The following is a 19,350-nucleotide window of genomic DNA, read 5'->3' as shown; positions in this document are numbered from 1 at the left end:
CGGCGCCTTCTTATCGACCATTTCCCTGGGGCTTACTTGTCCCTCCTTGCCAAGGGTATGACAGTCGCTGCCAGGACCAGGTCTGAAAGCTAAGCTTTTGTTTTTGCAAGCTTTAGCGCGTAGGACTCATCTCTGGATAGTGAGAGTTTTGTTAATTAAAACTGTAGGAAATTTCGTAGACCCACCCCCGCCAAAAACAATGAAATGCTCGCGCGATGACACGGAAGATTCAGGGAGGCTGTCTGTTTGATTGGCTCTGACGGGAGATCTTTTCTCGAGCACGCTCGTCCCTAAAAAGGGAGCGGCTGGAACCGGATCACGGCTTGTTCTGCTCAAGCGGGCGCCAATCGAAATGCTGCCGTTCGCCGACGCCATTGAAGTCGACGCGATAGGTGTGTTGCTTGCCGCCGATATCGCAGACGCCGATCAGGTCGTGGTTATGCTGCTCGCGAGGCGGTGGCATCTGGATACGCACGGTGCCGTGGCAGTTTTCGTAGTTGCAGGGCGCGGTATTGCGATACAGCAGGTAGTCGCCGCTTTCATCACGCTCGACCCAACGCCCATCGATGAACCGGGCCTGGTCGGGAGGAATGCTGGCGGTGGCCATCTTGCGTTTGCCGTTGCACAGCATCACCCCGCCCATGGCGACGGCCATGATGAGGTAGGCCAGGATCCGCGACTCCACATTGAAGTAGGAAAGGATGCCCAGCGCGTCGGCCAGGATCGACATGACCGAAAGCGCCAGTGCCGGCAGCGACAGGAAAAATGCCACCGCGCCTTTGATGACGCTGCCCCGGCTCACCCGTTCGACGCTCCTGGGGTCGATGACGAACTGAATGCTGGTGCGCTCGGGCGCCTGATTCTGGGCAATGTTGATGTGGTTGGCATCGCCAATGGAGCCGATATTGATGCGGTTACCGTCAGACATGAACCTGAGCCCTTTCCGGTTATGGGTGGATCGCGCTACCTACAAGATTATGCCGAGATAGGCACCCATGCTTGAAAAGATCAGTGCACTCCCCTTCACCACCCGCTATTAATAGCCTTCTTCACTCAAGGACCCGAGCCCCATGAAATTCGACACCGCCTACTGCATCAGCCTCGACGACAAGCTGTCGATCTATGACGTGCGCGATCTGAATTTCGACGAGACCATGGCCTTCGACTCGGCCAAGGAACAGTTCCAGTGCCCCAACGATACCTGTCGCGCCGCCTTTGCCGCGGACAACCAGTTGGGCACCTTCAATGCCAAGAACGTCAATTACATCCGCACCCCGCACTTCAAGAACCTGCCCGGCACCCGGCATATCGAAGGCTGTCCGTATGGCACCAGCAGGCCCCTGGTAGCCGGCTTGGAAGGCGCGCAGGACGAGGATGATCGGGAAGAGCACTTCCCGTCGGAATTGCTCCTGACCCGCCGCGAATATGCGCGCAAGCCCGCCACCCCGTCAGCGGATGTCGACACGCCAAGCATTGCAGCTCCCGCCCCCTCCTCCATCCCGCGCACGCCTCATCCAGCCCAGGCCAGCACGCTGGACAAGACCAGCGTCTTCGCCCATCCGGTGGAGTGTTTTGTGTCGAATATCGACGACAAGGATCTGCTCAAGCGCATGCCGTTGAAGATCGGCGAGCACACGGCGTCCTATGCCTCGTTCTTCAAGAAGATCGAATACCTGCTGGACAACAAGGGGTTGATCTACTGGGGCAAGATCAAGGAGATCAAGGACTACACCCAGAGCTTTCGCATCGACTTCGAACAGAAGGTCTGGTTCAAGCAGGCCGACGAGGGGAAAAAGAAGCCCTACTCGGTCAACGTCTACCTGAGCAAAAAACTGATCGAGAACTACCGCAAGCGCAAAGCCTTCCTCGAAGAGATCAAGCACGCCATCGACAGCGAACAAGAGCTGTATTGTTTCTTTTATGGGGTGACCCCGGAGCTGAAACAGGTGCCGAGCAAGAAACACCCCGAACAGACGTTCGGGGTATTCAGCGCCAATATCGAGAACCTCGACCACTTCATCATTCGTGAAGCACCGGGGTTGGCGACGGGTTAGCCCTTAGCTGGCCAGCATGCCGAGCATCACCAGCACCAGCAGGCCGATATACACCCGAGCATGCAACCGATCGGGAATGTGCCCGATCCACGGCGTGGCCAGGCGGATGCCCAGCAATGAGCCGAGGGTCAGCACGGCAAAGGCCAGCAGGTCGACATAGCCGATAAACCAGGGCCCCAGATCGAAACGGCTGAAGCCGGCCAGGGCCATATAAGTGAGAGTCCCGGCCAGGGCCACCGGAACGCTCAGCGGGTTGGCCATGGACGTGGCCTGGGTCATGCTCAGGCCACAGCGACGCAGCAGGGGCACGGTCATCACGCTGCCGCCGACACCCAGGAAGGTAGCAATGGCCCCGATGCCCAGGCCGTCGGTGTATTCCAGTCGCCCCAGGCGGCGCGGCGCACGGGTGTCGCCCTGTTCGAGAAAGCCACGACGCAGCAGGCAATCGGCAATGGTCAGCGCCAGGTAGGCGATAAAGGCGTAACGCATCACCTCACCACTGACCGCCATCGCCAGGACCGCTCCCGCTATCGCGCCCAGCCCGATATAACCACCCAGCGGCCACAGGTAATGCCGAATCAGGTTGCCGGCGCGGCGGTGTTTGCCGGTGGCCATCAACGCATTGACGATCATCACGCAGGTCGAGGTGGCGACCGCTATATGCATGGCCGACTGGGCAATGGCATCGTCAGCATCGTGGCTGCCCAGCAGCAGGCGATACAGCAGCGGCACCACCACAAAACCACCGCCGAAACCGAACAGCACCGCGCTGATCCCGGTCATGCAGCCGAACAGCCCCAGCCATAGATAAAACATCGAAGATCCTCCGTTGACAGAAGACCTCGACGATAGCGCGCCAGGGCTTGGCCGGCTTTAGCAAGTCAGCCAATACTGTTCGCATTTACGCCAACCCGCGGACGCCTGACGCCATGCGTGATACTTCGATCGACCGGCTGGATCACACCCCACGCGCCGTGGTGGCGATCGGTACCGATTACCCCCACGGCCACCTGTTGCCGAGCCATAGCCATCGTCGTGCGCAGCTGTTGTATGGCGCCACCGGGGTGATGCAGGTCAGCACCACGAACGGCCGCTGGGTGGTGCCGCCACAGCGCGCGGTATGGATTCCACCCCAGGTGGCTCATGAGGTGCTGATGCTCGGGGTCAGTACCCGCAGCCTGTACATCGAACCGGCGGCAATGCCGGCCTTGGGTGATGAGTGCCAGGTGATCAGCGTGTCGCCGCTGATGCGCCAGTTGCTGATGGAGGCGGTGGATCTGCCGCTGGTGTATGGCGAGAACGGACGCGACGGTGTGCTGATCAGCCTGCTGCTGCATGAACTGAGCCGCACCACCCGCCTGCCCCTGCATATTCCCCTGCCCGAAACGCCGCGCCTGCTCACCCTGTGCCAGGCCTTCCTGCAACAGCCCAATGCCCACCAGTCCCCCGAGCAATGGGCGCAGCAGCTGCATATCAGCCTGCGCACCTTCAACCGCCTGTTCCGCGAGCAGACCAGCATGAGTTTCGTCCAGTGGCGCCAGCGCGCCTGCGTGGTCAGGGCCTTGACCCGACTGGCCGCGGGCGAGGCGGTGACGCGAATCGCCCTCGATTTCGGCTATGACAGCCCCGCCGCCTTTTCCACTATGTTCCGCCGGGTAGCGGGGCAACCACCCAGTGCCTACCTGGAAACCGGGGCATAGCGCCGGGACAAGCCTTGTCACGAAGACGTTGGGGCGATCGGCAAAATGAGTTTGATCCGGGCGCAAAACAACTGTACAAATAAACAGTGCTTTATCAACTCATCTTCACCCGCTTCCGGAGAAAACCCATGGCCTCACTCGCGATGAAAGTCACCCTGGAACGTATCGCCCTTTTCCAGTTCACCCCAGAACACTGCATTCAAGCCCGCGCCATGCTGGGTTGGAACCAGGAACATCTGTCACGGGAGTCCGGCGTCTCGGTCGCCGCCATTCGCCGCTTCGAGGCCGGCGGCGATTTGCTCGACGTGACCCGGCTGGCACTGGCTTTTCGCTTGGAAGCAGAAGGCCTGGTGTTCTTCCCCGGCTTCGCCCCGGGACGTGGCATGAACATCAAGGGCGCCACGCCCAATCCGATGGAACGGCCCGACTACGCCATGATCGAGTGATCCAGGGCGCTCAGTACCTCTTCCTGTAATGCCTGCACCGAACGGTGAGTGGCATCGAGGCGGATGACCGGGCAGCTCAGCCCGGTGATCCAGCTCTCATGCCGGCGCAGGCTGCGCGTGCCTTGGCCCCCCGTGTCGTAGCCGGCCGCCCAGGCAAGAAAGGTCTGAGTAGCGAGATGGCGTGCACCGCCCTCATGGATCTGCTCGCCATAACGCTGAAACTCGCGCACGCGCAAACGCTGCAGGCGGATCTCGGGGTCCAGGCGGAGGAAAATGGCATGGGTAAAGGCCGGAATCAGCGGGTCGCCCCAGCCGCACAGGGAGCCGGACAGCACCCAGCTGTCCAACCCGGCCACCTGCTGCTGTAACAGCTGGATGCGCTCGTCCCGGGGACGACGCAGGCTGAAAGGCTGTTCGCTGGGGCGCCAGAAGAAGTTATCGGAGTCGAAGTGCGCGATAGCCAAACGCTGGGCCAGCGCCTGGCCCAAGGTCGTGGTGCCGGAACCGGACGCGCCAAACAGATGAAGCCGATAAGCCATCACCAGGTCCGTCGAGGGTATTGGGGGAGTTCTCTAGATACTCCCCAGGCCCGGACACGGCAACCTGGCGATGGCCGGGCCCAGGGAGTAGCCGATGAAGGGTCTACAGGTCGCTGGCCATTACCTGCTCGGCCACAGGGTCGACCTCCATCCACCAGGCGTGCCCCCGCTGCGGGTGCGCCAGGTTGAAGGCCTCGCCCATCTGCGGCGTGGCGATGGCGATGCTGCGTTCCCAGGCCAGCGAGAGGATGCGGTCGAACGGTTCGTACCAGGCATGCATCGACAGGTCGAACGTGCCGTTGTGGATGGGTAACAACCAGCGGCCCTTGAGGTCGATGTGCGCCTGCAAGGTCTGCTCAGGTTGCATGTGCACGCCCGGCCATTCGACGTTGTAGGCGCCGGTTTCCATCAGGGTCAGGTCGAAAGGACCATAACGTTCGCCGATCCGCTTGAAGCCGTCGAAGTAACCGCTGTCACCGCTGAAGAAGATCCGGGTGTCGCCATCGATCATCACCCAGGACGCCCACAGCGTGTTGTTGCCGTCGAACAGGCCGCGCCCGGAAAAATGCTGCGAAGGCGTGGCGATAAAACGAATGCCATCGACTTCCGTGCCTTCCCACCAATCCAGCTGGCGTACCTTGTCGGCCGGTACGCCCCACTTCACCAGGGTATCGCCCACGCCCAGGGGCGTGAGGAAATAGCGGGTCTTGTCCGCCAGCTTGAGCACAGTCTGATGGTCCAGGTGATCGTAGTGGTCATGGGACAGGATCACCGCTTCGATCGGCGGCAATTCGGCCAGGCTGATAGGCGGCTGGTGGAAACGCTTGGGGCCGGCCCATTGCACCGGCGATGCGCGTTCGGCGAACACCGGATCGGTGATCCAGAACTTGTCGTGCAGCTTCAATAACACCGTCGAATGCCCCAGGCGGTAGACACTCTGGTTCGGCGCCGCCAGCAGCTGTTCGTGGGTCAATGGCTGCACCGGGATGGCCCCGACCGGACGGGTGTTACGCGGCTTGTGGAACAACATGCGCCAGAAAATACCCAGCGTCTTGCCCAGCCCGGCACGCCGGACCGGCGCATGATTACGGAACGCACCTTGTTCCTGCAGGGACGTTTCGGGGCGTGAGGCGCTGTCTGCACGGGAAGAGAGAGTGGCCATGAATCAGTGACTCCAAGGAACCCGACAAGGCTCCGGTGATTCTCTGCGGAACGACAAAGGCCAATGCACGCAAGCGTCAGCCGACCATCATTTTTTCTGTCACGAACTACACTGCACAGTGTAGTTTTTCTAGATTGCAACAAACCCGGGACTAAGTAAACTGCCCCGGATAACTGCCAACGACCGCCATCGAACCCAACTTATGACAGCTCCAAAGCGCCTGACCGACCTCAAACGCGAAGCCATCATCCAGGCGGCGATTACCGAATTCCACGCCAGCGGGTTCGATATCACCAGCATGGACAAGATCGCGGCAACGGCCGGAGTGTCCAAGCGCACGGTGTACAACCACTTCCCCAGCAAGGAGGAGTTGTTCACCGAGATCATGCATAAGTTATGGGCGAGCATCAGGGCGCAAGCGGACATTCTTTACCACCCCGGATTAACCCTGCGTGAACAGTTGCGGGAATTGCTGATGGCCAAGCTGCAACTGCTGGCCGATGACAACTTCCTCAACCTGGCGCGGGTTGCGATTGCCGCTACCCTGCATTCCCCCGAGCGCGCCCAGTACATGGTGGCGCGCATGGGCGAGCGTGAAGAAAGCCTGATGGTGTGGATTCGCTCGGCCCGGGCGGATGGCCGGCTCAAGCCCCTGGACCCGGACTTCGCCGCCCAGCAGCTCCACGGCATGCTCAAGGCGTTTGCCTTCTGGCCGCAGATCACCATGAACCAGCCCCCCCTCAAGGAAGACGAACGACAGCACGTCGTCGAGTCCACGCTGGACATGTTCCTGGCCTGCTATCAAGCCTGACGCCCTTCCCGCCGGTTGCTCCAGCCCGCGGCTCTGCCGGCTGCCTCGACTCGCACCAAGCGCTCTGCAATGGGCGTTCGCGTACGCTCGTTCCACTAAATGGCCTGCAAGGACACTGATTATTCTTCTTGGAATAAATGACAATGTTCGCCGCCTTGCCCAATGAAGGGTGACGGCCAATAAAAACACCACAAGGTGTTTCAAACCCGGGCTGACGCGGAAATTTATGGATAACCAACAAGGCAAAGGGCTGTCATTTGCCAAACGTATTTACCTGCCAAGGATCGTCGGGCTGGGGATTGGCAGCCTCAGCGTATTCGCCGGCTTGTACCCGGTACCGCAACCGACCTGGGTTTGGCTGTTCCTGTTGTTCAACGGTTTTATCTGGCCACACCTGGCGTACCTGATCTCAAGCCGCGCGACCTTTCCCTACCAGGCCGAACGCCGCAACGTGTTGTGCGACTCGCTCTTCGGTGGTTTCTGGGCGGCGGCGATGCAGTTCAATCCGCTGCCCACGGTGACCATTCTGGCCATGATGGCGATGAACAACGTCGCAGCCGGTGGCCTGCGCCTGTTCATCCATGGCTCCGTGGCCCAACTGAGCGGTGTCGTGCTTTCGTGGTGGTTGCTCGGTCCTGCCTTCACCGGACATGCCACCCAGTTGCAGATATACGCCTGCCTGCCGATGCTGACTCTCTATCCGATGGCAGTAGGCATGGTCTGCTACCGACTGGCGATCAAGCTCTCCGAGCACAAACGCACCCTCAGCGCGCTGAGCCGCACCGACAGCCTGACCGGCCTGCTCAACCACGGCGCCTGGAAAGACCTGCTGCACCTCAAGTTCACCAAGTGCCAGCAACAACGCTGCCACGGCACCATTGCCTTGATCGACATCGATCATTTCAAACACATCAATGACAGCTACGGCCATATCCTCGGCGACGCCGTGCTGCATCAGTTGAGCCGGGACCTCAAGCTCAACCTGCGCCAGGACGATCTGGCCGGACGCTATGGCGGCGATGAGTTCTGCGTGATCCTGCCGGAGACCTCGATCCAGCAGGCCCGCGAAGTGTTGGAGCGGCTGCGGGAAGTCTTCGGCAACTATCGCCATCCGGGCGTGCCACAACTCAGGGTCAGTCTGAGTATCGGCCTGGCCGCCTGGCACCCGGGGTTGCGCGATGCCGCAATGTGGCTCATGGAGGCCGACAAAGCCCTGTATGCCGCGAAAAACACCGGGCGCAACAAAGTCGCCGCCGCCAGTCCGGTAACCGACACCCTTCTTGCCGTGTCGACCGGCCCCTGAAAAGTTATACAAAAATGTAAAAAACCAACATTTTGTACAACTTTTACGAACACCACTCCGAGCCAAGCCGGCATAATGCCGCCATGCAGTTATCCCAAAAAAGCCGAGCCAGCCATTCTCGGCCGTGCAACATAACTTCCCTAAATTAACTCGCAGGCCCAGCGTCTCTCCTCAGACGTTGGGCAAGGGTACGCTCCGGACAGGGTCGTGCCCTTCCAAGGGTTATCTGCCAGTCATGGAATGCTGGCATTGAGCAGACAAGGCCGAGGCCCCGGGGCTATCGGCATGCAGGCGCAGACAACAGGGACTGACTCCAGGTTTTTCCCACTGAGCACCAGCCATCATGCTATTCAACCGCCATAACAAAACCATCGACGCCTTGCACCACACCATCGCCCAGCAAGCCAGCCTGCTCGAGGCCATCGACCGCTCGATGGCGGTGATCGAGTTCGACCTGGAAGGCACGGTCCTGCGGGCCAACGACAACTTCCTCAAGACCATGGGCTATCGCGCAGAGCAGGTCATCGGCCAGCCCCATCGCCAGTTCTGCAACGCCGAATTCACCCGCGGCACTCAATACCGCGAACTCTGGACCCGCCTGAAAAACGGCCAGTTCGAATCGGGGACCTTCGAGCGCGTCAATGCCAAAGGCCAGCCGGTCTGGCTGGAAGCCAGCTACAACCCGATCAGGGATAGCGACGGCAAGGTCTTCAAGGTGGTCAAGTACGCCCTCGATGTCACCGAGAAGATCCAGCAGGAAAGCGAGTCCAGGGGCAAGCTGCACGCCATCGACCGCGCCATGGCGGTGATCGAGTTCAACCTCGACGGCAGCGTCATCACCGCCAACCAGAACTTCCTCGATCGCCTCGGCTACAGCCTTGCCGAACTCAAGGGCAAGCATCACCGGATCTTCTGCAAACCCGAGCTGGCCAACAGCAATGCCTACCAGGACTTCTGGCGGCGCCTCAACCAGGGCGAGTTCTTCAGCGGGCAGTTCGAGCGTGTCGACAAACGCGGGCAATCGCTGTGGCTGGAGGCCAACTACAACCCGGTGTACGACGCCGCCGGGCGCCTGTGCAAGGTGGTGAAGTTCGCCTCCGACGTGACGGCGATGGTGGAGAAACACGCCCAGGACGCCCAGAGCGCGACCCAGGCCTACCACATCTCGGTGGAAACCCGGCAAGTTGCCGAACAGGGCACCGCGGTGATCCAGCAGGCGGCCAGCGAGATGCGTCAGATCGCGGCCAACATCGAAGACTCCTCGACCCTGATCGCCAGGCTCGGCGAGCGTTCCGAGCAGATCACCGCCATCGTCAACACCATCCGCGCGATCGCCGAGCAGACCAACCTGCTGGCGCTCAATGCCGCAATCGAAGCCGCGCGCGCCGGCGACCAGGGCCGCGGCTTTGCCGTGGTCGCCGACGAAGTCCGGCAACTGGCCGCCCGCACCAGCGGCTCGACCGCGGAAATCTCGGGGATGATCGACATGATCCAGCACGAAACCCAGCAGGCCATCAAAAGCATGGACGGCACCCGGGACCGGGCTGCCAAGGGTGTGGGCCTGGCGGATCAGGCCGGCACGGTGATCCTGCAGATTCGTGACGGAGCCAGCGAGGCGGTGCAGGCCGTGAGCATGTTCGCCAACGAGCGCGCCACGCTCTGAACCGGCGCTTATCAATCAACGGTGTCGACGCCAGGGAAGGCGTCGGGCAACGGGCTATAGTGACCGCCAGTCCCATCGCCCCGAGCCCGCCATGAACCCGACCCCATCCGAAACAGCCTCAGCCGCCCCTGTCGACCATCTGCGCTTTCACCGCCCGCATGCTCATCTGGCCCCGACCTTCGGCACCGACAGCTTTGCCCTGAAGGCCGAAGCCTTCGCCCGCTTTTTCGGCACCCCGACCTTCCTCGGCGCGCAAACCCTGATCGTGCTGATCTGGGTCGGGCTCAACCTGAGCGGCGTGACGCACTTCGACGTCTACCCGTTCATCCTCCTCAACCTGGCCTTCAGCCTGCAATCGGCCTATGCCGCACCGCTGATCCTGCTGGCCCAAACCCGCCAGGCCGCGCGCGACAAAGCCCAGACCGATGCCGATGCCCAGCACCGCGAAGCCATCGCTATCGCCAACAGCGAACGCCAGGCGCAAGCCGCGCAACACACCGCGCAACTGCTCGAACTGCTGGAGCAGAACACCCGCCTGACCGAGATGACCAAACAGCTGACCGAACGCATCGAAAGCCTGACCTCGGAAATGCACCAGCACGTCCTGCACAAGGCCCCGCCCCAGGCATGACTCACTGCGGCGCGCGCAGGCGCTGGCTCAATTCGTCGAACAGCGTCACCACCGCACGCAGCGCCCGGCAGTCGGCCCGGGTCAACAGCCAGAGCGCGGTGTTGCAGCCCGGCAGTGGATCGCTCAAGGGTTGCAGGACGCAGGTGTCATCGAGCAGGAAATCCGGCAGCACCGCCACGCCCAGTCCGGCCTTCACCAGTTCGCTGACCGCCAGCATGCTGTTGCAGCGATAGCCCGGCACCACGCCGGGCAACGCCTGCCGACGCCAGGCCACCGTGGCGTGGTCCGGGAGGAAATCGTCCGGGGCGATCCAGGTCAGCCCGGCCAGATCCTCCGTCGCCCCGACCGACTGCCGATAGCTCGGACTGGCACAGACCCGATAAGACACCGCCCGCAGCTGCCGGCCTACCAAGTGCTCGGGTGGTATGCGCGTCAGGCGCAGGGCCAGGTCGGCGTCGCGCCGACTGAGGTTGGCAAAATCATTCGAGGTGCTGAGCTCCAGGGCCAGTGCCGGGTAACGCGGCATGAATTGCGCCAGCGCCGGCAACAGCAGGCCCTGCAATACCGAATCGGTACAGGTCAGGCGCACCGTGCCGCTGACCACCGCGCCGCCCTGCTCTACCCCGACCTGTGCCGCGTCCAGTGCCTGTTCCGCGCGTTCGGCCTGCTCGGCCAGGGTGCGGGCCAGGCCGGTGGGCAGGTAGCCGGCGCGGCTCTTGTCGAACAGCTGCTGGCCCAGCGCGGCTTCGAGACGACGCACCGCACGGAACACCGTGGACACATCGACTTTCAACAACGCCGCCGCGCGGGCCAGGGAGCCACCGCGCACCAGGGCGAGGATCAACGACAGGTCGGGGTAGTCGAGCCGATAGTGCGTAGCTGCATTGATCACTTGGATAAACGCCAATATTGAATGCGTGAACGCCAATCTATAGTGACGGCCAGCCACCCACAAGCGTTGGCCATACCGGGAGAAGTCCATGCCGCATATCGCACGTCCGCCCACCCTGCACATCGCCCTGGTAGGCGACTACGACCCTCAGGTCATCGCGCACCAGGCCATTCCCCGGGCCCTGGAAATGGCCGCCGAGGAAACCGGCCTCAAGGTGCACTATCGCTGGATGGCCACCGACAGCCTGACCTGCGACGAGCCGTTGCAAGCGTTCGACGGCATCTGGTGTGTGCCCGCCAGCCCCTACCGCTCGATGGACGGTGCCTTGCGGGCGATCCGTTTTGCCCGCGAACAGCAGCGGCCCTTCCTCGGCACCTGCGGCGGTTTTCAGCATGCGGTGCTGGAGTACGCGCGTAACGTGCTGGGTTGGGCCGATGCCGAGCACGGCGAAACCCATCCCGAGGCCGAGCGCGCCGTGCTCACACCATTGACCTGCGCCTTGGTGGAAGCCACCGACAGCATTCATCTGTGTGAAGGCAGTCGCATCGCCGAAGCCTATGGCGAGCGCCAGATCAGCGAGGGTTATCGCTGTCGCTACGGGGTCAACCCGCAGTTCGCCGCGCAATTGCTCGAGCACAACCTGCGCCCCAGCGGCTACGACTCGGCCGGCGACCTGCGGGCGGTGGAACTGCGCGACCATCGGTTTTTCATCGCCACCCTGTTCCAGCCGGAACGGGCGGCGCTCAAAGGCGTCGTGCCGCCCCTGGCCAGCGCCCTGCTCGCCGCTTGCCTGGAGCGCCACCCATGATCGCCCGCACACCCGAGGCGCCCTATTACGCGGTGATTTTCAGCGCCCAACGCCGCGAGCCGGACCCGGCCTACGAACAGGCCGCCGAACGCATGGTCGAGCTGGCGCAACAGCAGCCGGGATTTCTCGGCATGGAGTTCGCGCGTAACGAGGATGGCTTCGGCATCACCGTCTCCTATTGGCAGGACCAGGCTTCTATCCTTGCCTGGAAGCAGCACGCCGAACATTGCATCGCCCGTGAACGCGGGCGCAGCGACTGGTACGCGGCCTGTCATACCCGGGTGTGCAAGGTCGAACGCGCCTATCTGTTCGAACGCTGAGACCTCTCCCCCGCCAAGCGTGACGCCTGGACTATTGCGCCGCCGGCAGCCGATTGCGCACCGCCGAAATCTCCGGCAGGTCGGTGCGGCGCATGTACACGCGCAAGGGTTCGCTGATGTTGATGCGCTCGTCGATGTTCTGCTCCAGCAGCAACTGGATCAGCTCGCGCTTGAGCACCATGACCTGGCCCTCGGCGGTGGCCCAGACGAATTCGCTGGCGGGGGTGATGGCGTCGTCGGCGACGTCCATGCCGAAGGAGTCTTCGCTGAAGCGCACGATATGCTGGCCGCTCTTGCGGTTGAAACCGACAAAACCCTTGAGCTGGTCGGCGGCCTGGCAGATGAGTTCGGATGTGATGCGCATGGTAAACCTCACTGAGTGTCCCGCAGGACAGGTGATCGATGGTTTACACGCAGGGCAAGAGTGGACTTGTTCCAGGGCTTCCCTCTGACGGGGAAACTTCAGGGCGCAAGCGTACTGCAAAGCACCCCACAAAAGCGTCGGGAAATTTGCCGCAGGTGCAGATTTATGTCGGTTTCGCGATAGCACAACGGCCATTCAATTGTTAAAAGGTAGTCCTTTGAAAACCGCCCTCCACGAAAGGACCTCGACCATGCCTGCCACCTTCACCAAAAGCGCCCTGATGCTGAGCCTGATGCTTGGCCTGGGCCAGGCACAGGCCGCCAGCCCAAGCCCCACCGCACTGGCTGTCAGCCAAGGCATTCCACACCCGGCAGTGATCGCTCACCGGGGCGCGTCCTTCGATGCACCGGAGTCCACCGCCGCGGCCTACAAGCTGGCCCGCGACCTGGGTGCCGACTACCTGGAAATGGACCTGCAACGCAGCAAGGACGGCGTGCTGTTCGCCCTGCATGACAACAACCTGCAACGCACCACCGACGTCGCCAGCAAGTTTCCCGAGCGCAAGGACAGCCCGGCCAACGCCTTCACCATGGCCGAACTGAAAACCCTCGACGCCGGCAGCTGGTTCAACCAGGCCTATCCCGACCGCGCCCGTGCGAGCTACGTCGGCCTGAAGATCCTGACCCTCGACGAAATCATCGACATCGCCCAGAGCAACCCGCATCACAAGCCCGGCCTGTACATCGAGACCAAGGAGCCCCAGCAGTTCCCCGGCATCGAGCACGACCTCAAGGAAAAACTCCAGGACCGCGGCTGGCTCAGCCCGGCTGGCTCCAAGCTGGCGAAAAGCGACCTGGCGGTAGGCCAGGGCAAAGGCAAGGTGGTGTTGCAGACCTTCGAGAAGAGCAGCCTGGAACTGCTGCAGAAAGAAATGCCCAAGGTGCCGAAGATCCTCCTGCTGTGGATCGGTGAAGGCGGCATGCAGCCCAAGTCCGACGTGACCTTCGCCAACAGCGGCGAGAAGGACAAGGCGGCCTACTACGCCAAGCAGGAACCCAAGGACAAGGCCGAGTTCGAGCAGTGGGTCAGCTACGCCAAGGCCCAGGGCGCCATCGGCACCGGCCCGTCGGCGGCACTGACCAATGGCGGCGACCAGAGCTACTTCGACCTGGTGCAACCCTGGATGAACCAGTTCACCCACGACCAGGGCCTGCTGGTGCACGTCTACACCATCGATGAGCCGGTGGACTTCAAGAAGGTCCTGGACTCCGGTGTCGACGGCATCTTCACCAACCGCGCCTCGGAGCTGCTCAAGTACGCCAAGCGTCCGGCCAGCGGCAGCGTGAGCCAGCTGCTCGAGGCCAACGGCTACTGAGCCGGTCGCCGTGCGCACGCCCGAGTGGACAGGCCAGCTGTGGCTCGGGCGTGACTACGGACTGATCCAGGGCGAGCTGGGGCGCACCGCGCCCCACGCCCACTACGCCCATCAACTGATCCTCGCCCCCGCTGCGCCGGTCACCGTCAGCCTCGACGGCCAGCCCTGCACCGCCCGCCACGTGTTCATCCCGGCCATGCAACGGCATGCCATCCTCGACGCGCCCGGGACCCTGTTCACCCTCTACGCCGAACCGCTGACGATTGACGCCCAGGCCCTGCAACACAGCCTGCTGGGTGTCGAACTGACGCTGCCGGCGCTGGCCGAGGCGCTGCGGCATTGCCCGCGCCGAACCTTGCAAGACCGGCGGATCGAAAAGGCCCTGGCCGCCCTCGACAAACAATTGGCCGGCAAGGTCTCGGCCAGCGCCCTGGCGGCCCATGCGCACCTGTCCCTGAGCCAGCTCGAACGGCTGTTCAGCGGCCAGCTCGGCTTGCCGGTACGGCGCCTGGTGCTGTGGCGGCGCCTACGCCTGGCGATGGGCCTGGTGCTGGCGGGCCAGGCCATCACCGAGGCGGCCCATGGCGCCGGCTTTGCCGATTCCGCGCACTTCTCCCGCACCCTGAAAACCCTGTTCGGCGTCACGGCGCGCCAGGCCCTGCAACACATCAAGCTGCGCCTGCTGGACTGACTCAACGCCGCAGCGGCAAGGGCACCGGCGGTTCCTCATGGACGGCTTGCCTGCTGAAGGGGGCGAGCAATTGTTGCCAATACGCCTGCGGATAATCCGGCTGGCTACCGATGCCCAGGTCGCCTTGGCGCATCGGGTAGGTCGAGGAGTAAAACGCCGTGCCCAGCAGCCAGTCCCAGACATTCAAGAACAGGCCGAAATTCACATTGCCGGCGGTGCCGTACTTCATGTGGTGAAAGCGGTGCATCGGCGCCCAGGCGAACACCCAGCCCAGGGGACCGGGGCGCATGTCGACATTGGAGTGCTGCAACAGCAGCTGGATGGCGATGGCAAATGCGAGCAACTGCGCCACCGGCAAGGGGACTCCCAAAAACAGCAGTGGCAACAGCCCGGCGCTGGCTTCCAGCAGTTGATGCAGCGGGTGTTTCATCAAGCCATTGAAGCCATACAAGCGCTGCACGCTGTGATGCACCGCGTGCAGGCGCCACAGCCAGGACAGCCGGTGGCTGAAGTAATGCGCCAGGGTCAGGCCGCAGTCGGCGATGACAATCGCCAGCGCCAGCTGCGCCCACAGCGACCAGCCGCGCGGCCACAGCCCATCGAACGCCAGCAGGCTCACCAACCCCGGCAACAGCAGCAACCCCAGGGCGTTCAGGCTTTCATTGACCAGTGCGTGCAACACGTCGCGCAGGCGATCCTGCTGCGGGCGGTTCCAGTCCACCTCATAGGGCAACCACCACTCCGCCAGGAAGGACACCCCGAGCGCCCCGGCGAACACCAACAGCAACCAGCCCGGAGCGAGCCCCGGCGTGCCGATCACCCACACGCCAGCGCCGATGAAGCCGGCAAAGAACGCCGGACCGTACAAGCCTTTGATCATTGTTTTCATCACTGCCTCTCCTGTTCGAGAGCACAGCTTGAAATACCCGAGGGGCACTGGAATTGAACAAACGGCGCAAAGCTTGCGCTGAATTAAGGGTGAATTAAGTTGTGCCGGCTAATCTGAACCCACTCAAAACGAATCACCCCAAGGAAAGACACTATGAAAACGTTGACTGCCCTGTTCGCCGCGACCGCCCTGACCCTGACCGCTGGCCTGGCCCAGGCCGACGTGCGCCCGGACCTGATCCCGGGCCTGCTCAAGGCCGGCACCATCATGGACCTGGAAAAACTCAACCAGGCGGCACTGGCCGAACACCCTGGCACCACCGCCGCCAGCATCACCGACACCGAACTGGAACAGACCGCGGCCGGTGCCTACGTCTACCAGGTGGAACTGCGTGACGCCAAGGGCGTCGAGTGGGACGTCGATCTGGATGCCAAGACCGGCAAGGTCCTGAGCAACAAGCAAGACAAGTAATGCTTCAATACAAAAAAGCCGCGTGCCCGAAAGGCCACGCGGCTTTTTTATTCACCGACGCATCAGGCACTCAGGCGTGCCGTCACCTCGTTCAACTGCCCCGACAGCTCGTGCAGGTTCTGGCTGGCGCGTTCGGTGCGCTGCACGTTATCCAGGTTGGTGCTGGCGATCGAGGTGATCTCGGTCAGGTTGCGCGAGATGTCCTCGGCCACCGAAGTCTGCTCCTCCGCCGCCGTGGCGATCTGCCGGTTCATGTCGCGGATCGCCTCGACCGCCTCGGTAATCCGCTCCAGCATGGCGCCGGCCTGGGTCACCTGCTCGACGCTGGCATCGCTGCGCGCCTGGCCACTCTCGATCGCATGGGCGGCGTCCAGCGCGCCGGTCTGCACGCTCTGGATGATCTGGTTGATCTCGATGATCGATGCCGCGGTGCGCTGCGCCAGGCTGCGTACCTCGTCGGCGACCACGGCGAAACCACGTCCGGCCTCGCCGGCCCGCGCCGCCTCGATGGCGGCGTTGAGTGCCAGCAGGTTGGTCTGTTCGGCAATACCGCGGATCACTTCCAGGACCTTGCCGATACGCCCGCTGTCGGCTTCCAGGCGGCGGATCACCTCGGCGGTGTTGGCGATTTCACCGCGCATCAGGGTGATGGCGTGGATGGTGCCCTGCATCACCTGCTCGCCCTGCTGGGCCGACTGGTCGGCGTCATCGGCGGCCCGCGCCGCATCCGCCGCATGGCGTGCCACTTCCTGGGCGGTGGCGGACATTTCGTTCATCGCCGTGGCGACCTGGTCGGTGCGGTTGAACTGATCGTTGGTGCCCTGGGACATCAGGGTGGCAATGGCATTCAGCTCGCCGCTGGCGCTGTCCAGGTCGGACCCGCTGCGCTGCAGGCGGCTGAAGGTTTCGGCGAGGAAATCACGCAAGGTATTGGCGGCCACCGCCAGCTTGCCCAACTCGTCCTGGCGGCTGCTGGCCACGCGCTCGGCAATCCGCCCACGGCTGAGTTGCGCCACGTAGTCGATCAACTGGCGGATCGGTTCCACCAGGCTGCGGTTGACCAGCCACAGGCTCAGCAGGCCGATCAGCAAACCCGAGGCCAGCATCACCAGCAGGCCGATCCACACCGTGCGCTGGGCGCCGGCGCTGATGTCCCGCGACTGTTCGCTGCCCTGCTTGCGCAGCTCGCTCACCAGTTCGCTCATCTGCTCGCTGGCGGCGCGGTCCACGCCCTTGACCGCGGCGTCGCCGGCGGCCGGGTCGGCACCGGCGGCGACAAAGGCATCGCGACCTTTCTGGTACGCCGTGCCCAACACCCGGTGCTCTTCACGCAAGCGCTCGATCCGGCCCTTGAGCGCCGCATCGATGCCCGGCTCCGCCGCCAACTGGCCAAGAATGCCCTGCACATCGCGCTGGCGATCCTCGAACTGCTGCCAGTATTTGCTCAGCTCGGCGCTCTGCTTGCCACGCAGCAACACGTTTTTCCATTCCTGCACCTGGACCTTGAATTGCAGGTTGGCTTCATCGAGCAACTGCGAGGTGCGCAGCGGCCCCTCGATCAGCTCGCGATAACCTTGCACGCCATTGGACAGGAAGTGAAAACACGCCAGCGCGATCAACAGCATCGCCAGCAGGCTGCCGCTCAACAAAGCCAGGACTTGCGCTCTCAGGGATTTTTGCAAGGACATCGAATGAGATCTCTCAACAGGGATAGAGCACGCCCGAGGCGGGCATGGGTAGCGTGCGAACATCCCTGTCAGGCGAACCGGGGCAAGCCGGTCGCGCAGTCGTCGTATGCGTGATCGGCCTGAAAGAGGCATTCTTGAGGACCTCCGACAGCCGGTTATAGGTGCTGAATGTTGCACTTCAAACCGTCACAAAATGGTCATGCGGCCTTGCGATGATCGGGCCCAAGTGAACCTGTAAACCGCCTACAGGTGCCTTCCCTCCTGCGAGCCTCCATGAACCACAGCATCGACCATGCCCATCGCGATTCGGATCTGTTCGGCCTGCTCTACGGCTTCGCGTTTCGACCCGGCGAGCGGGGTCGCGAACTGGATTCGGCCAAGGCCCTGCAAGCCTTGCAACAGCCGGACGATGGCGAGGAATTTGTCTGGCTGCACCTGAACCTGGCGCATGCCGCCTGCGAACGCTGGATGCAGACCCACCTGGCGCTGCCGGAAGAATTCTTCGAGGCCTTGCACGAAGGTTCGCGCTCGACCCGCATCGAGCATGTGGATTCGGCCCTGCTGGCGGTGGTCAACGATGTGGTGTTCAACTTCGGCAGCATGGTCTCCTCGGATATCTCCACCCTGTGGGTCTGCGTGCGCAGCCGGTTGATCGTCAGCGCGCGCCTGCAACCCCTGCATTCGGTGGACAAGCTGCGCTCCTCGGTCAAGGCCGGCGAACGTTTCCGCTCGCCCCTGGAACTGCTGGTGCACCTGCTGCGCGACCAGGGTGAAGTGCTGACCCAGATCGTGCGCAAGACCAGCCTCAACGTCGACCAGATCGAAGACCAGTTGCTGGCCGCGCGGATCTCCACCAACCGCGCGGAACTGGGGGCCATGCGCCGGGTGCTGGTGCGCCTGCAACGCCTGCTGGCGCTGGAGCCGGGCTCGCTGCTGCGGCTGCTCAACCGGCCGCCGCCATGGTTGCAGAAGGAGGACGTCAAGGAGCTGCGCAAATCCACCGAGGAGTTCGCCCTGATCATCAACGACCTCACCGCCCTCGGCGAGCGGATCAAGCTGTTGCAGGAAGAGATCGCCGCCAATATCAACGAACAGACCAACCGCACCCTGTTCACCCTGACCGTGGTCACGGTGCTGGCGCTGCCGATCAACATCATTGCCGGCTTCTTCGGCATGAACGTCGGCGGCATCCCCTTCTCCGGGGATCCGGAAGGTTTCTGGATCCTCGTCGCGCTGGTCGCCACCTTCACCGTCATCGCCGGCCGCTGGGCGTTTCGCAAGCGCCAGGATATGTAGGTCCTATTCCCTGTAGCCGCTGCCGCAGGCTGCGCAAGGTCCGCAGGACCTCCGGCGATTTCAAGGCCGCCACGGCCGGCCCAGACCGATCGCAGCCTGCGGCAGCGGCCACCGACGCCATCGCGGGTAAGTCAGATCGCCGCCCGCTCGCTCCTACAGAAAAGGGGCGGCTTCTTGACCAGTGGTTAAAGGATTCACCCAAACACTGACCTGAGGCAGTCTCTCTGTAATATTTGGCAACGATCAT

The 19,350-nt window shown here is 62.8% G+C and carries 21 protein-coding genes and 2 pseudogenes; 14 read left to right on the top strand and 9 right to left on the bottom strand.

Annotation, left to right across the window (positions count from 1 at the left end):
• Positions 1–316: 316 nt before the first annotated feature.
• Positions 317–928, bottom strand: coding sequence for a phage holin family protein (locus NRG23_RS27480; protein ID WP_028683183.1), 612 nt, complete (start codon positions 926–928; stop codon positions 317–319).
• 142 nt (positions 929–1,070) lie between these two features.
• Between NRG23_RS27480 and NRG23_RS27475 the strand changes: the two genes are divergently transcribed.
• On the top strand, positions 1,071–2,054 hold the full coding sequence (locus NRG23_RS27475) for a hypothetical protein (protein WP_257373007.1): 984 nt from the start codon (positions 1,071–1,073) through the stop codon (positions 2,052–2,054).
• 3 nt (positions 2,055–2,057) lie between these two features.
• On the opposite strand, the gene NRG23_RS27470 is transcribed toward NRG23_RS27475, so the two are convergent.
• On the bottom strand, positions 2,058–2,870 hold the full coding sequence (locus NRG23_RS27470; RefSeq protein WP_257373006.1) for a sulfite exporter TauE/SafE family protein: 813 nt from the start codon (positions 2,868–2,870) through the stop codon (positions 2,058–2,060).
• Positions 2,871–2,983: 113 nt separating this feature from the next.
• On the opposite strand from NRG23_RS27470, the gene NRG23_RS27465 reads away from it, so the two are divergent.
• Positions 2,984–3,754, top strand: coding sequence for a helix-turn-helix domain-containing protein (locus NRG23_RS27465; protein WP_257373004.1), 771 nt, complete (start codon positions 2,984–2,986; stop codon positions 3,752–3,754).
• A 128-nt stretch (positions 3,755–3,882) separates the two neighbouring features.
• Positions 3,883–4,200 (top strand): helix-turn-helix transcriptional regulator, encoded by a 318-nt coding sequence (locus NRG23_RS27460; RefSeq protein ID WP_009050338.1) that lies wholly within the window; start codon positions 3,883–3,885, stop codon positions 4,198–4,200.
• On the opposite strand, the gene NRG23_RS27455 is transcribed toward NRG23_RS27460, so the two are convergent.
• Both NRG23_RS27455 and NRG23_RS27450 read right to left on the bottom strand, forming a co-directional pair.
• Positions 4,182–4,739 (bottom strand): AAA family ATPase, encoded by a 558-nt coding sequence (locus NRG23_RS27455; protein ID WP_016704128.1) that lies wholly within the window; start codon positions 4,737–4,739, stop codon positions 4,182–4,184. The two genes, NRG23_RS27460 and NRG23_RS27455, sit on opposite strands and share 19 nt — an antisense overlap.
• Before the next feature lie 103 nt (positions 4,740–4,842).
• Positions 4,843–5,901, bottom strand: coding sequence for an MBL fold metallo-hydrolase (locus NRG23_RS27450; RefSeq protein ID WP_016704127.1), 1,059 nt, complete (start codon positions 5,899–5,901; stop codon positions 4,843–4,845).
• A 202-nt stretch (positions 5,902–6,103) separates the two neighbouring features.
• On the opposite strand from NRG23_RS27450, the gene NRG23_RS27445 reads away from it, so the two are divergent.
• The 5 genes and pseudogenes from NRG23_RS27445 (at position 6,104) to NRG23_RS27430 (ending at position 10,309) form a co-directional block, all read left to right on the top strand.
• Positions 6,104–6,712 (top strand): TetR/AcrR family transcriptional regulator, encoded by a 609-nt coding sequence (locus tag NRG23_RS27445; RefSeq protein WP_016704126.1) that lies wholly within the window; start codon positions 6,104–6,106, stop codon positions 6,710–6,712.
• A gap of 226 nt (positions 6,713–6,938) precedes the next feature.
• Positions 6,939–8,015 (top strand): diguanylate cyclase, encoded by a 1,077-nt coding sequence (locus NRG23_RS27440; protein WP_016704125.1) that lies wholly within the window; start codon positions 6,939–6,941, stop codon positions 8,013–8,015.
• 343 nt (positions 8,016–8,358) lie between these two features.
• Positions 8,359–9,075: pseudogene (locus tag NRG23_RS32965) on the top strand (PAS domain-containing protein); the annotation flags it as partial.
• Between the two features lie 51 nt (positions 9,076–9,126).
• Positions 9,127–9,678 carry a methyl-accepting chemotaxis protein gene (locus NRG23_RS32960; protein WP_373922267.1) on the top strand — a complete coding sequence of 184 codons (552 nt, stop codon included), beginning with the start codon at positions 9,127–9,129 and terminating at the stop codon, positions 9,676–9,678.
• A gap of 91 nt (positions 9,679–9,769) precedes the next feature.
• Positions 9,770–10,309 (top strand): DUF1003 domain-containing protein, encoded by a 540-nt coding sequence (locus NRG23_RS27430; protein WP_009050344.1) that lies wholly within the window; start codon positions 9,770–9,772, stop codon positions 10,307–10,309.
• Between the two features lies 1 nt (position 10,310).
• Here NRG23_RS27430 and NRG23_RS27425 read toward each other — a convergent pair whose 3' ends face one another.
• Positions 10,311–11,291, bottom strand: coding sequence for a LysR family transcriptional regulator (locus NRG23_RS27425; RefSeq protein WP_373922234.1), 981 nt, complete (start codon positions 11,289–11,291; stop codon positions 10,311–10,313).
• Here NRG23_RS27425 and NRG23_RS27420 point away from each other — a divergent pair.
• Together NRG23_RS27420 and NRG23_RS27415 are read left to right on the top strand one after the other, a co-directional pair.
• The gene (locus tag NRG23_RS27420; protein WP_016704121.1) at positions 11,290–12,009 is read left to right on the top strand and encodes a CTP synthase; all 720 of its coding nucleotides are present in this window, start codon (positions 11,290–11,292) and stop codon (positions 12,007–12,009) included. The genes NRG23_RS27425 and NRG23_RS27420 overlap by 2 nt on opposite strands.
• The gene (locus tag NRG23_RS27415) at positions 12,006–12,329 is read left to right on the top strand and encodes an antibiotic biosynthesis monooxygenase (protein ID WP_009050347.1); all 324 of its coding nucleotides are present in this window, start codon (positions 12,006–12,008) and stop codon (positions 12,327–12,329) included. The genes NRG23_RS27420 and NRG23_RS27415 overlap by 4 nt, the downstream gene beginning before the upstream one ends.
• Positions 12,330–12,360: 31 nt before the next feature.
• Here the strand turns inward: NRG23_RS27415 and NRG23_RS27410 are convergent, their stop codons facing one another.
• Entirely contained in the window at positions 12,361–12,693 is a 333-nt protein-coding gene (locus NRG23_RS27410) for a DUF2025 family protein (RefSeq protein WP_009050348.1), read from the bottom strand.
• 250 nt (positions 12,694–12,943) lie between these two features.
• Between NRG23_RS27410 and NRG23_RS27405 the strand changes: the two genes are divergently transcribed.
• Both NRG23_RS27405 and NRG23_RS27400 read left to right on the top strand, forming a co-directional pair.
• A complete protein-coding gene (locus NRG23_RS27405) occupies positions 12,944–14,068 on the top strand; it encodes a glycerophosphodiester phosphodiesterase (RefSeq protein ID WP_135006859.1) in 1,125 nt (374 codons plus the stop codon).
• A 10-nt stretch (positions 14,069–14,078) separates the two neighbouring features.
• The gene (locus tag NRG23_RS27400; protein ID WP_257372998.1) at positions 14,079–14,759 is read left to right on the top strand and encodes a helix-turn-helix domain-containing protein; all 681 of its coding nucleotides are present in this window, start codon (positions 14,079–14,081) and stop codon (positions 14,757–14,759) included.
• Between the two features lies 1 nt (position 14,760).
• Here the strand turns inward: NRG23_RS27400 and NRG23_RS27395 are convergent, their stop codons facing one another.
• Positions 14,761–15,648 carry a sterol desaturase family protein gene (locus NRG23_RS27395; protein WP_028683189.1) on the bottom strand — a complete coding sequence of 296 codons (888 nt, stop codon included), beginning with the start codon at positions 15,646–15,648 and terminating at the stop codon, positions 14,761–14,763.
• 153 nt (positions 15,649–15,801) lie between these two features.
• Between NRG23_RS27395 and NRG23_RS27390 the strand changes: the two genes are divergently transcribed.
• Positions 15,802–16,119 (top strand): PepSY domain-containing protein, encoded by a 318-nt coding sequence (locus NRG23_RS27390; protein ID WP_009050352.1) that lies wholly within the window; start codon positions 15,802–15,804, stop codon positions 16,117–16,119.
• A 62-nt stretch (positions 16,120–16,181) separates the two neighbouring features.
• Here NRG23_RS27390 and NRG23_RS32955 read toward each other — a convergent pair whose 3' ends face one another.
• Both NRG23_RS32955 and NRG23_RS32950 read right to left on the bottom strand, forming a co-directional pair.
• A complete protein-coding gene (locus NRG23_RS32955) occupies positions 16,182–16,886 on the bottom strand; it encodes a methyl-accepting chemotaxis protein (RefSeq protein ID WP_373922266.1) in 705 nt (234 codons plus the stop codon).
• A 228-nt stretch (positions 16,887–17,114) separates the two neighbouring features.
• Positions 17,115–17,225, bottom strand: a pseudogene (locus tag NRG23_RS32950) (hypothetical protein); the annotation flags it as partial.
• 855 nt (positions 17,226–18,080) lie between these two features.
• On the opposite strand from NRG23_RS32950, the gene NRG23_RS27380 reads away from it, so the two are divergent.
• Positions 18,081–19,103 carry a transporter gene (locus tag NRG23_RS27380; protein ID WP_009050354.1) on the top strand — a complete coding sequence of 341 codons (1,023 nt, stop codon included), beginning with the start codon at positions 18,081–18,083 and terminating at the stop codon, positions 19,101–19,103.
• Positions 19,104–19,350 lie beyond the last annotated feature (247 nt).

This window comes from Pseudomonas sp. T8 (genome assembly GCF_024610635.1).
Taxonomy (GTDB): Bacteria; Pseudomonadota; Gammaproteobacteria; order Pseudomonadales; family Pseudomonadaceae; genus Aquipseudomonas; species Aquipseudomonas chlororaphis_I.
Note: the sequence above shows the minus strand (reverse complement) of the source record. Positions and strands in the feature narration are given on the sequence as shown.

Bases quoted from the DNA above. Each gene is read 5' to 3' on its own strand.
- NRG23_RS27480 (WP_028683183.1), bottom strand. From the start codon at position 928: ATGTCTGACGGTAACCGCATCAATATCGGCTCCATTGGCGATGCCAAC.
- NRG23_RS27475 (WP_257373007.1), top strand. From the start codon at position 1,071: ATGAAATTCGACACCGCCTACTGCATCAGCCTCGACGACAAGCTGTCG.
- NRG23_RS27470 (WP_257373006.1), bottom strand. From the start codon at position 2,870: ATGTTTTATCTATGGCTGGGGCTGTTCGGCTGCATGACCGGGATCAGC.
- NRG23_RS27465 (WP_257373004.1), top strand. From the start codon at position 2,984: ATGCGTGATACTTCGATCGACCGGCTGGATCACACCCCACGCGCCGTG.
- NRG23_RS27460 (WP_009050338.1), top strand. From the start codon at position 3,883: ATGGCCTCACTCGCGATGAAAGTCACCCTGGAACGTATCGCCCTTTTC.
- NRG23_RS27455 (WP_016704128.1), bottom strand. From the start codon at position 4,739: ATGGCTTATCGGCTTCATCTGTTTGGCGCGTCCGGTTCCGGCACCACG.
- NRG23_RS27450 (WP_016704127.1), bottom strand. From the start codon at position 5,901: ATGGCCACTCTCTCTTCCCGTGCAGACAGCGCCTCACGCCCCGAAACG.
- NRG23_RS27445 (WP_016704126.1), top strand. From the start codon at position 6,104: ATGACAGCTCCAAAGCGCCTGACCGACCTCAAACGCGAAGCCATCATC.
- NRG23_RS27440 (WP_016704125.1), top strand. From the start codon at position 6,939: ATGGATAACCAACAAGGCAAAGGGCTGTCATTTGCCAAACGTATTTAC.
- NRG23_RS32960 (WP_373922267.1), top strand. From the start codon at position 9,127: ATGGTGGAGAAACACGCCCAGGACGCCCAGAGCGCGACCCAGGCCTAC.
- NRG23_RS27430 (WP_009050344.1), top strand. From the start codon at position 9,770: ATGAACCCGACCCCATCCGAAACAGCCTCAGCCGCCCCTGTCGACCAT.
- NRG23_RS27420 (WP_016704121.1), top strand. From the start codon at position 11,290: ATGCCGCATATCGCACGTCCGCCCACCCTGCACATCGCCCTGGTAGGC.
- NRG23_RS27425 (WP_373922234.1), bottom strand. From the start codon at position 11,291: ATGGACTTCTCCCGGTATGGCCAACGCTTGTGGGTGGCTGGCCGTCAC.
- NRG23_RS27415 (WP_009050347.1), top strand. From the start codon at position 12,006: ATGATCGCCCGCACACCCGAGGCGCCCTATTACGCGGTGATTTTCAGC.
- NRG23_RS27410 (WP_009050348.1), bottom strand. From the start codon at position 12,693: ATGCGCATCACATCCGAACTCATCTGCCAGGCCGCCGACCAGCTCAAG.
- NRG23_RS27405 (WP_135006859.1), top strand. From the start codon at position 12,944: ATGCCTGCCACCTTCACCAAAAGCGCCCTGATGCTGAGCCTGATGCTT.
- NRG23_RS27395 (WP_028683189.1), bottom strand. From the start codon at position 15,648: ATGAAAACAATGATCAAAGGCTTGTACGGTCCGGCGTTCTTTGCCGGC.
- NRG23_RS27390 (WP_009050352.1), top strand. From the start codon at position 15,802: ATGAAAACGTTGACTGCCCTGTTCGCCGCGACCGCCCTGACCCTGACC.
- NRG23_RS32955 (WP_373922266.1), bottom strand. From the start codon at position 16,886: ATGTCCGCCACCGCCCAGGAAGTGGCACGCCATGCGGCGGATGCGGCG.
- NRG23_RS27380 (WP_009050354.1), top strand. From the start codon at position 18,081: ATGAACCACAGCATCGACCATGCCCATCGCGATTCGGATCTGTTCGGC.